Below are 12,129 nucleotides of genomic sequence, written 5' to 3'. Positions count from 1 at the left end.
ACCAGCTCCATGACCGGGACGTCGCGGGGCGAAACTGAAAACCAGGAGCATACGACGTGAAGAAGATCATTCTCGCCACTATCGGGATTCTCGCCACCGCGACGCCCGCTTTTGCCGGCTCGGGCAACCAGTCGACCGCCACCGGTACCGCGACCGCGACCATCGTTGCGCCAATCGTGCTGACCCACCCGGCTTCGGCCAGCCTCAACTTCGGCCGCTTCACCACCGGCACCGGCGGCAGCGTGACCGTCACCGCCGCGGGCGTTGGCTCGGTTGGCAGCGACGTGACGTTCGTGCCCGGCTCGACCAACTCGGCCGACCAGTTCACTGTCGCGGGTGACGCCAGCCGTTCGTTCTCGATCACGACGACCGGCGGCAACGTGACCTCGGGCGCGACCAACCTCGCCTTCACCACCTCGGCCTCGGCGTCATCCGCTTCGCTCAGCACGACCGGCACCGCCAGCTTCACCGTCGGCGGCACGCTGACCGTGACGGGCACTGCGCCGGCCGGTGCGTATACCGGCAGCTACACCGCGACCGTTACCTACAACTGAGCCCGGGATTGCGCCGGCTGTCGCCCTGCGGGCGGCAGCCGGGCTCTCGCCACCAACCTCCGAATCAGGCCAGGCCATGACCTTTCGCTTCCGCTCCTTGCTGATCGCGCTTGCCGCGCTCGCAGTGCCGCTCCCGGCGCTCGCGGCGCCTGGCGGTACGGCCACGATGACCGGAACGGCCAGCGCCACGATCATCACCCCCATCAGCATCGTCGCCACAGCGCCCCTGAGATTTGGCGTGATGGCCCGGCCGACCGCGGCGGGCACGGTGACCGTGAGCACGGCCGGGACTGTCTCGACGAGCGGCGGCATGGTGGGCAACACCGCGATTGCGCAGGGCAGTTCTGGCCCACAGGCCGGCAAGTTCCGCGTTAGTGGTGAACCCGGCCGCCAGTTCTTCGTCACCTTGCCGGCTGCAGCGACGGTGACCCGCAGCGGCGGATCGATGACGATCACCCTGTTCACGGTCGGCGCGCTGACCGGATCTCCCGTCGGCACGCTCGATATCGCAGTGGGCGGCACGCTCGCCGTTGGCGCGGCGCAGCCCATCGGCACCTACAACGGCACCTACCAGATCACCGCCTCCTACAACTGACGCCGCGCCGAAAGCGCTGCAACCACCCGCCCGCGCCGCACCGGTCGCGGGCTTTTTTGCGTCTGCGAGGCACGCGCAGCGGTGAGATAACCGATTCCAGCACCGGAAAATTACCTGCGGAAAAAAATTTTCGTAATTTTTCCGCGATCTAGGCTCCCTGATGAGGGCGCTCATGGCGATGCGATTGCGCATGACTAAACGCGATTATTCATATCCAGGCCGGTACTTGCATGGTTAATTACGAATAAAGAGAGATTACTGACTGGTTTATATTCCCATTTTGGGGCACTTTTTAAGTAAAAATGCGAATAACTACCCATTAACTCGCCCCGAATACGTACGACTACGTACCGAATAACGGCGATCCAGCCCGATTTCGCAGTACCGCAGTTTCGCGGTCGTGTCGCAGCCCAGGGGGGAGGCGCCATGGCCACAATTCGGGAGCATACACGTGAAGAAGATCATTCTCGCTTCGGCCATCGCCTTCATCTCGGCCACGCCGGCTTTCGCGGCTTCGGGCAACACCTCGAGCACCAACGGTAGCGCCACCGCGACCATCGTCGAACCCATCGTACTGACCCACACCTCGGGCGCCGCGCTCGGCTTCGGTCGCTTCACCACCGGCACTGGCGGCACGGTCACGGTTACCGAAGCTGGCGTCGGCTCGACCGGCAGCGATGTTGCTTTCGTTCCCGGCTCGACCAATTCGGCAGACGCCTTTGGCGTGACCGGCGATGCCGGCCGCTCGTTCTCGATCGCCACTACGAGCGGCGTCGTCTCGTTCAGCGGCAACGACATGCCCTTCACCACGACGGCTTCGGCTTCGTCGGGCGCGCTCGACACCAACGGCGTTGCCAGCTTCACCGTCGGCGGCACGCTGACCGTGGCTGCGGGCCTGCCCGCCGGTGCCTATGTCGGTTCCTACTCGGCAACCGTCACCTACAACTGATCGCACTGATCCGGCCGGGGGCCGCCCGCTGCGGCATCCCCCGGCCCTGTCATTCCGCTTCAGTCGCCAATTTCCTTTCGGATAACCCTGATGTTCTCGCCCGCGCGATTCCTGTCTGGAATGGCGGCCATGGCCTGCGCCCTGGCAGCTCTTTCCAGCACTGCATTCGCAGCCCCGAGCAGCTCGACCATGAGCGGCTCGGCGCAGGCGACCATCCTCACGCCGCTGACAATCGCGCCGATCGACGCCCTGTCGTTCGGCCAACTCACGAGGCCGACCGCAGCCGGCACGGTGGTTCTTGCACCCTCGGGCGCGATCACCACCACCGGCGGCGTTGTCACCAGCACCGCTATCGTGCAGACCATCCGTCGCGGACCCGGCACGTTTGCGGTCGTCGGTGAAGCGGCGCGCGCGTTCAGCGTTGATCTGCCAACCGTGGTGATCTTGCGCCAGGGCACCCGCAACATGCGCCTCAGCGCCTTCCGCAGCAACTGGACGCCCGGCGCTGTCTTCAGTGCCCAGCGCAGCTTCGCGCTTTCGGTGGGCGCTACGCTCAATGTCGGGGCGAACCAGAGGACCGGCACCTACACCGGCACATATGCCGTAACTGTGACTTATCAGTAGTCTGCGATTGCCAGCGAATCAGGGATTCCCCATAAGGGCATTAACCTATTTCGCTGACCCGGGACGTACCTCTTGCTTCACATCGGACATCGCGGCCTTGCGGCTCGACTGAACACCGCAATACTCGGTTTCAGTCTCGTTTTTGCGTTGCCCGCCAGTGCCTTGGCCCAAGCGGCAGCGCAGGCTGAAGAACCGGCCGACGCGCCACCTGCCCCTGCTGCGCTGCCTTCCGGGGCCGTCGGCGGCATGGGCGATATCAACCTCTTCCCCAAACGTGTCGTCATCGACGACCGCACACGCATCGCCAGCGTCGGGCTTTACAACCGCGCGGCCGCCTCGGGTGAGTATGAAATCACCGTGAGCGACATGGTGATGCAACGCGATGGACGGCTCGTCGAGCTTGCATCGTTGCAGGATGCCGCCGCGCGCGATGCGGTCCATACGGCAAGCGGTTTCCTGCGCTGGTCGCCCCGCCATGTCACGCTACCGGCCAGCGAGGCGCAGATGGTGCGGATCATGGCGCGCGTGCCGCCCGATCTGCCGCCGGGCGAATACCGCTCGCACTTTACCGTCGTCTCCGTCCCGCCCGAAACCGGCGGCACCAGCATCGACGAAGCGGCCGGGGCCGAAAAGAGCGACGGCATCGGCGTGCGCATCGTGCCGCGCTTCGGCATTTCGATCCCGGTGATCGTGCGCGTGGGCGAGACGACGCTGAGCGCCGGTTTCAAGGACATGAAGCTGACGGCCCAGCCCGGTGGCCCAAGTGCGTTTTCGCTGACGATCACGCGCGAGGGCACGCGTTCGGCCTTCGGCGATGTCACCATCACCGCGCCCGGCGCCAAGAGGCCGATCGCCGAAATCAAGGGCATCGGCGTCTACACCGAAATTGCCGAGCGCGCGGTGCAAGTGCTGATCGATCCGGCGACCGAAGCACGCTTCCTTGCCAAGGGCGCGCGCTGGACGGTGAGCTATGTCGATGACGATATGTCACCCGGCAAAGTGCTCGCGCGGCAGGAATTCGTCGTGCCGTGAAGCGGCGCGGGGGAGACGATCGCGGATCCTCCACTTCGCTGCGGGTCGTGCTGGGCGCCACCCTCGCGCTCGCGGGCGATGCCGCGCGCCGTGAGCTGACGCCGCCGGAAGGCCCCGCCCCCGATCCGGTGCGCGAGGCGAAGAAGGCGCGGCGGCAGGAAAAACTGCCGGAGCCGCGCTTTGCTGCCGCTACGACGCCGTTGCCCGAGGCCAAGCCGGGCAGGAAGGCAAGCGCCAGGCAATCGGGCAAGAAACAGGCGGAAGCCGCGCGGTCCAAGGCTCCACCGACAGCGTCCCAACTAGCCGAGGCCAAGCCGTCGTTCGAGGGCACCGGCGTGCTTTCCGCCGAGTTTAGGGAAGCGATTGCGCCTGAACCAGCCCAGCCGCCAGTGCCGGTAGCCAAGCCTGCTGCCCTTACGCAGCCTGTGCATACCGAAACTACACCGGTCGAAACGACACCTGCCGCAGTTCCACCCGAACCACCGCAGCCGCCTGTTCTGGCGGCAAGAGATCCGCTCCCGGCACCAGCGTTCGGACCTCCGGCAGCAACTGCCCCCGCTCCACCTTTGGCTTCACCTGTCGTGGAGGCCGCACCAGCCCCACCTCCCGCTGCGCCGAAGGTGGAGGCCCCGGCAGCGCCGCATCCCGCACCCGCGCTGGCAAAGGCAGCAGATCCGCAGGTTGAACCGGCGGCAGCAGCAGTGAAGCCCGCAATGGTGGCAGCCATACCAGCGCCTGAGGCAACGCGTCCGCTGGCCCCTGCCCTCGCCGAAACGCCGGCCGCAGCGGCAACACCGGTTGCTGCGCCGCCACCACCTAACCAGCCCACGCCAGAGCAAGTGGCGCCTCCTGCCCCGCCCGCTCCGTCTCCAGCACCGGTCAAGCTCGCTGAAGCGATGCCGCGTCCAGCATTTGGCGCTACGCCGCTTCCAACCGCTGAGGCCGTCCCGGCCCTGCCGCGCGAACCCGCGCCCAAGCCCACACGCCTCGCCTACGCGCCGACCAGCCTCCCGCTGACGACGGTCGCGGCGACCATCCCCAGTTCAGCCCCGGCTCCTGCCGCAAAGCCAGCCTCGCGCAGCTTTGCCGAAAGCCGCCGCGCTCTTCCTGAGCCCGCCTTCGGCGCGCCCGCTGCTGCGCCGAAAGCGGCACTGACCGCCTCGCCGCTTCGCGCCAATGTCACCAACCAGGCTGGCCTTGGCGCTGCCACGGGCACGCCGGTCATCAGCGAGGATGACGAACTCATCCTCCAGATCGAAACCTCGCAGGGTGAGATGAGCGACACCATCGTCGCCTATGGCCTGCGCGAAGGGGTCTATCTACCGCTCGGGGCGCTGACCCGGTTCCTCGACCTGCCAATCGCGGTGAGCGATGATGGGCACTATGCAAGCGGCTGGTTCCTCAATGAAAAACGCACCATCACGCTCAACTTGCGCGATGGCACGCTGGTTGTCTCGGGCAAGCCGGTCCCGCTCGGCAAGGGCGATGCGGTCGCATTCGAAGGCGAGCTCTACCTGAAGGCCGAGCGGTTTTCCGATCTCTTCCCGCTCGATCTCAAGGTCGATCTGCGCGCGCAGACGATCGCGGTGAAGACCCGCGAGCCATTTCCCTTCGAGGAACGCCTTGCCCGCGAAGCGGATCGCGACCGGTTGTCCTCGCGGTCCAACAAGGAAGCCCCCGCGCGCTTCCCTCGGGAGGAAACGCCGTGGCGCGGCATTTCGGTCCCCGTTGGCGAGACCGAAATTCGCGCGCTGACCGACGACGATCTCGGCACGCGGCTGGAAGCGGACCTTCGGCTTGCCGGCGACCTCGCCTTCATGACCGCGCGCGCCTACGCCAGTGCCTCGACGCGCGACGGGCTCACCGCAGCGCGGCTCGAACTCGGCCGGCGTGATCCTGATGGCGATCTGCTCGGCCCCCTCAAGGCCACCGAGTTCCAGTTCGGCGATGTCGCCACCGGGGCGCTACCCATCGGCCTGCGCGGGGTGAGCGGACGCGGGGCGTTCGTGACCAATGCGCCGCTCGAACAGGCCTCGATCTTCGATTCCGTCGATCTGCGCGGCGACCTGCTCGATGGCTACGAGGTCGAACTCTATCGCAACAACACCCTGATCGGATCGACCCGGACCCCGGTGAACGGCCAATATGCCTTCCTGCAGGTTCCGGTCGATTTCGGGCTCAACGTGTTTCGGCTCGTGTTCTACGGGCCGCAGGGGCAGCGCCGCGAAGTGGTGCGCAAGATCAGCGTGGGCGATGGCCGCCTTGCCCCGGGCCAGTTCGTCTACAGCGTGGGCGCGGCGCAGAAGGACATGAACCTGTTCGGCGTGCGCGGCCCGCGTTTCAGCCCGGCTCCCGATTTCGGCAAGTGGCGCGCGACGGCGGAACTGGGCTACGGCCTCTCGCGCGCGGTCACGGCCACGCTCGGCGCTGCGATCTGGGACAGCGGCGGCAAGCAGCACTGGCTCGCCACCACCGGGCTGCGCAGCGGGATCGGCGCAACCGCCTTGCGGCTTGACCTTGGCCTGCAGGACGGCGGCGGGACGACGGTCGAGATGGGCCTTGGCGGCAAGCTGTTCGGCCTTGGCTACAGCCTCAACCATGCCGAATATGCCGGCGGCGCGATCGACGAAGTGCGCGCGTTCACCTCCGATCCGCTGCGCCGCGCGACAGAGTTCAATCTCAATACGACGCTCCGCTTCGGATCGGGCGCCAATGCGCGCATCATGCCGCTGACCGGGCAGGTGAGGCGCATCGAGTTTGCCGATGGCCGCCGCCAGACCGACGCCGCGCTGCGCGCCACCTTGCCGCTCGGCGGCGTGCTGCTGTCCAACACCTTCGATTACAACCGCGTGAGCGCCCCCTCCACGCCCGCCAGCAGCCGCTTGCTCGGCAACTTCGACCTTGCCACGCTATCGGGATCGAAAATGCGCTACCGCGCGGGCCTCGGTTATGCGCTGACACCCACTGTCAAACTGCAGACGGTAACGCTGGAGGCAGACCGCCGCTTTGGCGAGAACACGCTGCTGCGCGGCGGGGTGACGCATACGCTGACCGACAACCAGACCACGCTGAGCCTTTCCGCGATCCGCCGCATCGGCCCGGTCAACGTGGCGCTGGACAGTTCCTACGGCTTTCCACGGCGCAATTACGCGGTCGCGCTGCGCATCGGCTTCAGCTTCGGGCGCAATCCGCTTTCGGGACACGGCTTCCTCGCGCGGCCGGGGCTGACCAGCGGCGGCGCTGCGGCCCTGACCGCCTTTGCCGATACCAACGGCAACGGCGTGCGCGATGCGGACGAGGCCCCGGTTGCGGGCGTGACCTTCCTTTCCGGCACGCACGAAAGCCAGACCGATGCGCAAGGGCATGCCTTCATCCCGGCGCTTGGCGACGGTGCGCGGGCGTCGATCAGGGTGGACAGCGATTCCATGCCCGACATCGCCCTTGCGCCGTCGCGCCCGGGGATCGAACTGGTGCCGCGCCCGGGCCGGATCCACACCAGCAACTTCGCGATCGTGACGCTGAGCGACATCGAAGGCACCGCCTACTTCCGCGCCGGGACCGGCACCCGCGCCGTCTCGCGCCTGCAACTCCGGCTGCTCCGCTCCGATGGCAGCCTTGCCGCGCGGGCGCGCAGCGAATCCGATGGCTTCTTCCTGTTCGAACGCCTCCCCGCCGGCCAATACCGCCTCGAACTCGATCCACAGCAGGCGGCATCGCTCAAGATCAAGCTGGAAGGCCCGGTCACGCTTACCCTTGGCGGCAAATCCAGCGTGCTGCGCCAATCGATCTACGTGAAATCGGCAAACTGACCTTTCCCCGGCGGTAAATTTCTCTACCGTTCCGCTTGATGCAGTCCGCGCAAGAATTTCCGCCGCACCACCAGCCTAAGCGCGTGCTGAGCACAACCGCCGCTGCCGCCGTCGTCATGGGCATGGTGATCGGCGCCGGCATCTTCCGAACGCCGCAACTGGTGGCGCAAAGCCTTGGCGGCGAAGGCGCGCTGATGATGGCCTGGGCGCTCGGCGGGGTTTTCGCGCTGATCGGTGCGCTCTGCTATGCCGAGCTTTCCGCCGCCTATCCGGATACCGGCGGCGATTACCGCTTCCTGCGCGAGGCCTTCGGCGGCGACGCGGCGTGGCTATTCGCATGGTCGCGCTTTGCGGTGATCTTCTCTGCATCGGGCGCGCTTCTGGCGTTCGTCGGGATCGATTACCTCGCCGAACTCGTGCCGATGGACACGCTCACCCGGGCGGCCGTCGCGGGCGGCATGGTCATCCTGCTCACCGCGCTCAACTTGCGCGGGGTGCAGACGGGTACGCGCGCGCAGATCGCGATGGTGGCGATGGATGTCGCCGCATTGCTGGCGCTCGGCGCTGCGGCGCTATGGCTGGCGCATCAGGGGATCGCGCCGCAGCAGGTTGCCACCGTCGCGGCGGCTCCGGTCACGCTCGCGGCCTTCGGGCAATCGATGGTGTTCATCATGCTGGCCTATGGCGGCTTCAACGATGCCTCGACGCTCTCCGCCGAAGTGCGCACACCCGCAGACATGACGCGCGCGCTGCTTGGCGGAATGGTCCTCATCACCGCGCTCTACATGATCGCCAACTGGGCCTATGTGCGCGGCCTTGGCATGGCAGGCCTTGCCGGCAGCGAGGCCCCCGCGGCCGCTTTGATGGCGCGCGCGTTCGGGCCAGCGGGCGAGACGGTGATCGTGATCTGCGTCGCCATTGCCGCGTTTTCGGTGCTCAATGCCCTCATCATCGTCGGCGGGCGCACGCTCTACACTGCGGCGGAGGACGAGCCGGCACTGGCCGCCCTTGCGCAGTGGGATCAAAGCAAGGGCGTGCCGCGCGCGGCCATCCTCGTGCAGACGGCGGTGGAACTTGCGCTGATCGCGTGGGGCGCCGCCTCGGGCCGGGGCTTTGCAACGATGGTCGATTACCTCTCGCCGATCTACTGGCTGTTCCTCACCATGAGCGGCCTCGCCGTCGTCATCCTGCGCCGCCGCCAGCCGGAGGTGGAGCGCCCGTACAAGGTGCCGCTCTACCCGGTCCTGCCGCTGATCTTCGCCGCGGCCTGCGCGGGCGTGCTCTATAGCAGCGTGATCTACGTCGGCTGGTCCGGCTGCCTCATCAGCTTTGGCATGCTGGCACTGGGCTTCATCGTGCGCAGTGGATTGCGGCTGAGCGTGAAGCGCTGAAGCCGCACAGAACCGCGCAGTTCGTCAGGGCACTGCGCTGACCTGATCCCAATCCAGCCCGAAGCGGGCCAGATACTTGCGCAGACGGTCCGCATCGTTGGTGCTCGCACGGCGCGTGCGGGAGGCGGCGAAGAGGCGGCGGCCGGCCTCGGACAAGGAACGGCTGCTGCGGCATTCGGCGACGACGTGGGCCAGTTGCACCCGGTCAAACGGATCGATCGCGGCCAGTGCATCGGCATCGAGCAGCGCTTCGATGCCATCGCCCCGCGCCGTTTCGGCACCCCACAACCGCTGCAGCCGCGAAATCTCTGCGGCGACCACGTCGCTATCGATCCGGCCCTTGGGCGAGAAAGTTGCCATGCGCGTCACGCTGGCCGCCAGATCACGGAAATTGCCGGGCCAGCGCGCCGCATGGCTCATTGCAAAGGCAAGATAGCGTTCGCGCGCTTCCTTGTTGAACGTCACCCGCTCGCCTTCGCGCTCAGCATGGCGATCAAGCTCGTAGTCAAGGTTGGGAGCAATGTCCTCACGCCGGTCGGCAAGGCCCGGCAGCGAAAAGGTCCACAGGTTGAGCCGGGCGAACAGGTCTTCGCGGAAGGTGCCTTCGGCGACACAGCGCGCCAGATCGCGGTTGGTGCCGGCAATCAGCTGGAAATCGCTTTCTACCTCGCGGTCCGCGCCGACGGGCAGGAAGCGCTTGTCCTCGATCGCGCGCAAGATCATCGCCTGCTCGTCGAGGCCAAGTTCGCCGATCTCGTCGAGGAACAGCATGCCGCCGTCGGCCGTGCGCAGGAGGCCGGGCCGGTCAGCCGCTGCGCCGGTGAATGCCCCCTTGCGGTGGCCGAACAGCGCCGACATCGCGCTGTCACCGCGCAAGGTCGCGCAGTTGACCTCGACGAACTGGCCGCTCGTCTGCCGTTTGAGCTTCTTGAGTTCAAAGATCCGGCGGGCAAGCTGGCTCTTGCCGGCGCCGGTCGGTCCCATCAGCAGGATCGGCGCGCGCGTGCGCCCGGCAACCTGCTCGATTTCGTCGATCATCGTGTTGAACGCGGCGTTGCTTGTCTCGATCCCCGATTTGAGGAACGATGTGCTGGCCTGCGCTTCGCTGGCAAAGCGCGTGGCAATGCTGTCATAGCGCGAGAGATCGAGGTCAATCACGCTCCATGTGCCCGCCGCATCGGGTGCACCACCGCGCCGCGGTTGGGTCTGGAGCAATCGGCCCGGCAGGTAATGCGCCTCGGTCAGCAGGAACAGGCAGATCTGTGCGACGTGGGTGCCGGTCGTGATGTGGACGAGCACGTCCTCGACATCGGGATCGAACGGCTGACCGCGCGCGAAATCGAGAAGCTTGCCGTAGACTTCCTCGAAATCCCACGCGTCGGCGAAATCGATCAGATGGAGCTCGACCTGCGTTTCTGGCGAAACGGAGGCGATATCATCGCGCACCAGTTCGGCAAGGCGGCGGTGCATTGTGCCGTAGATGAGGAGGAAGCGATCGACCCGCAAGTCCTCGTGCATGCAAACCCCGACCGAAGGCCGCCACTTCATCCAGCGCGACGGGCCGAACTTGGCGGCATCGAGTGTCGAGCCGAGGAAACCGATGACGGTGGTGGGCTTCATGCGCTAAATGTATATCACCTTATATCAGATTATCAATTTTCGGGCCTTCAACGCACCTCCACTCAGCGACCAAAGTTTCCGATTCGGCAAATAGTGATTTATTTTCAATAAGATTGTCGCCACTGCCAGTGTTGGCAGCGCAATTGGCATGCCGCCTGCAATGGTATCTGCGCCGGGTCGGTCGAACAGCTCGGCAACAGCGGAACCCAGAGGCGGCCGGAATGGGCCGGCCGCCTCGAAGGTTCTCCGGGAAGGCGCAAGGCCCAAGAGAAAGCTCTCGCCAACGCCTTGCCCCCGATACCATGATGACGAGCAGGAGGCCCCGATGGCCGATACGACTTTTGAATGCCAGCACGTGCCCGGCGGGGTGCCGATCAAGATGTGGACCCGCGGCGTGCCGGTGGAAGACGAGGCGCGGGCGCAGCTTGCGCGGGCGGCGGCGATGCCGTTCGTGTTCAAGCACGTTGCCGCGATGCCCGACGTTCATGTCGGTATCGGCGCGACGGTGGGCTCGGTGATCCCGACCAAGGGCGCAGTGATCCCGGCGGCGGTGGGCGTCGACATCGGCTGCGGCATGATGGCCGCGCGCACTTCGCTGATGGCGCATGACCTGCCCGACAACCTCGAAGGCGTCCGCGCTGCGATCGAGCAGGCGGTGCCGCACGGGCGCTCGGTCGGGCGCGGGCAGCGCGATCACGGATCATGGGGTGCGCCCCCGCCTGCGATCGTCGAAGCCTGGGTCGGCCTTGCGGTGCGTTTCGAGCGGCTGTGCGACAAGCATCCGCGCCTGAAGAACACCAACAACCTCACGCACCTCGGCACGCTGGGGACGGGCAACCACTTCATCGAGCTGTGCCTCGATACAGAGGGCCGCGTCTGGGTGATGCTGCATTCGGGTTCGCGAGGAGTGGGCAACGCCATCGGCACGTTCTTCATCGAACTGGCCAAGCAGGACATGCGCAAGTGGCACATCAACCTGCCGGACCAGGACCTCGCCTACTTCCCGGAAGGGACCGATCATTTCGACGACTACGTCGAGGCGGTCGGCTGGGCGCAGGACTTTGCGGCGCTCAACCGCCGGATGATGATGACGAACGTCATCGCTGCGCTGCGCGGGGTGATCACGAAGCCGTTCGAGGCCGAACTCGAAGCGGTGAACTGCCACCACAACTACGTGGCGCGCGAGCAGCACTTCGGCGCGAACGTGCTCGTTACCCGCAAGGGAGCGGTACGCGCGGCAAAGGGCGTGCTGGGGATCATCCCGGGCTCGATGGGCGCGAAGAGCTTCATCGTGCGCGGGCTGGGCAACCCGGAAAGCTTCGACAGCTGCAGCCACGGTGCGGGCCGCGTAATGTCGCGCACCGCGGCCAAGAAGCTGGTGAGCCTCGACGAGCATATCGCCGATACCGCCGGGGTCGAATGCCGCAAGGACGCGGGCGTGATCGATGAAACGCCCAAGGCCTACAAGCCGATCGAAGCCGTGATGGCCGCGCAGGCCGATCTGGTGGAGATCGTCCACACGCTGAAGCAGGTGGTCTGCGTGAAGGGGTGATCC

General features: G+C 66.3%; 10 protein-coding genes. 8 read left to right on the top strand and 2 right to left on the bottom strand.

Annotated elements, in window-relative coordinates; genetic code table 11:
* The first annotated feature begins 56 nt into the window (after positions 1-56).
* From NSE01_RS15965 to NSE01_RS15955, 3 genes are all read left to right on the top strand, one after another.
* Positions 57-554, top strand: coding sequence for a DUF4402 domain-containing protein (locus tag NSE01_RS15965; RefSeq protein ID WP_147160651.1), 498 nt, complete (start codon positions 57-59; stop codon positions 552-554).
* A gap of 76 nt (positions 555-630) precedes the next feature.
* Positions 631-1,149 (top strand): DUF4402 domain-containing protein, encoded by a 519-nt coding sequence (locus NSE01_RS15960; RefSeq protein WP_147160650.1) that lies wholly within the window; start codon positions 631-633, stop codon positions 1,147-1,149.
* Positions 1,150-1,600: 451 nt separating this feature from the next.
* A complete protein-coding gene (locus NSE01_RS15955) occupies positions 1,601-2,098 on the top strand; it encodes a DUF4402 domain-containing protein (RefSeq protein WP_170233872.1) in 498 nt (165 codons plus the stop codon).
* Positions 2,099-2,157: 59 nt separating this feature from the next.
* Here NSE01_RS15955 and NSE01_RS21895 read toward each other — a convergent pair whose 3' ends face one another.
* Positions 2,158-2,289: a hypothetical protein gene (locus NSE01_RS21895; protein WP_281289524.1), complete on the bottom strand. Its 132-nt coding sequence runs from the start codon at positions 2,287-2,289 to the stop codon at positions 2,158-2,160.
* Here NSE01_RS21895 and NSE01_RS15950 point away from each other — a divergent pair.
* From NSE01_RS15950 to NSE01_RS15935, 4 genes are all read left to right on the top strand, one after another.
* Entirely contained in the window at positions 2,288-2,722 is a 435-nt protein-coding gene (locus NSE01_RS15950) for a DUF4402 domain-containing protein (RefSeq protein ID WP_170233871.1), read from the top strand. The genes NSE01_RS21895 and NSE01_RS15950 overlap by 2 nt on opposite strands.
* A 246-nt stretch (positions 2,723-2,968) precedes the next feature.
* On the top strand, positions 2,969-3,754 hold the full coding sequence (locus tag NSE01_RS15945; protein ID WP_170233870.1) for a fimbrial biogenesis chaperone: 786 nt from the start codon (positions 2,969-2,971) through the stop codon (positions 3,752-3,754).
* Positions 3,751-7,563 carry a hypothetical protein gene (locus NSE01_RS15940; RefSeq protein ID WP_147160646.1) on the top strand — a complete coding sequence of 1,271 codons (3,813 nt, stop codon included), beginning with the start codon at positions 3,751-3,753 and terminating at the stop codon, positions 7,561-7,563. The genes NSE01_RS15945 and NSE01_RS15940 overlap by 4 nt, the downstream gene beginning before the upstream one ends.
* A gap of 83 nt (positions 7,564-7,646) precedes the next feature.
* Entirely contained in the window at positions 7,647-8,954 is a 1,308-nt protein-coding gene (locus tag NSE01_RS15935) for an APC family permease (protein ID WP_170233869.1), read from the top strand.
* Positions 8,955-8,978: 24 nt separating this feature from the next.
* Here the strand turns inward: NSE01_RS15935 and rtcR are convergent, their stop codons facing one another.
* Complete coding sequence (gene rtcR / locus NSE01_RS15930; RefSeq protein ID WP_147160644.1) at positions 8,979-10,574, bottom strand: RNA repair transcriptional activator RtcR; 1,596 nt, start codon at positions 10,572-10,574, stop codon at positions 8,979-8,981.
* Between the two features lie 325 nt (positions 10,575-10,899).
* Here rtcR and NSE01_RS15925 point away from each other — a divergent pair, with 325 nt between their 5' ends.
* Positions 10,900-12,126 carry an RtcB family protein gene (locus tag NSE01_RS15925; protein ID WP_147160643.1) on the top strand — a complete coding sequence of 409 codons (1,227 nt, stop codon included), beginning with the start codon at positions 10,900-10,902 and terminating at the stop codon, positions 12,124-12,126.
* Positions 12,127-12,129: the final 3 nt, after the last annotated feature.

Source organism: Novosphingobium sediminis (assembly GCF_007991615.1).
Lineage (GTDB): Bacteria > Pseudomonadota > Alphaproteobacteria > Sphingomonadales > Sphingomonadaceae > Novosphingobium > Novosphingobium sediminis.
This window is presented reverse-complemented; position numbering and strand designations above follow the sequence as displayed.

Excerpts from the sequence above, each read along its gene's own strand:
- NSE01_RS15960 (WP_147160650.1), top strand. The coding sequence starts at position 631 with ATGACCTTTCGCTTCCGCTCCTTGCTGATCGCGCTTGCCGCGCTCGCA.
- NSE01_RS15950 (WP_170233871.1), top strand. The coding sequence starts at position 2,288 with ATGAGCGGCTCGGCGCAGGCGACCATCCTCACGCCGCTGACAATCGCG.
- NSE01_RS21895 (WP_281289524.1), bottom strand. The coding sequence starts at position 2,289 with ATGGTCGAGCTGCTCGGGGCTGCGAATGCAGTGCTGGAAAGAGCTGCC.
- NSE01_RS15945 (WP_170233870.1), top strand. The coding sequence starts at position 2,969 with ATGGGCGATATCAACCTCTTCCCCAAACGTGTCGTCATCGACGACCGC.
- rtcR (WP_147160644.1), bottom strand. The coding sequence starts at position 10,574 with ATGAAGCCCACCACCGTCATCGGTTTCCTCGGCTCGACACTCGATGCC.
- NSE01_RS15925 (WP_147160643.1), top strand. The coding sequence starts at position 10,900 with ATGGCCGATACGACTTTTGAATGCCAGCACGTGCCCGGCGGGGTGCCG.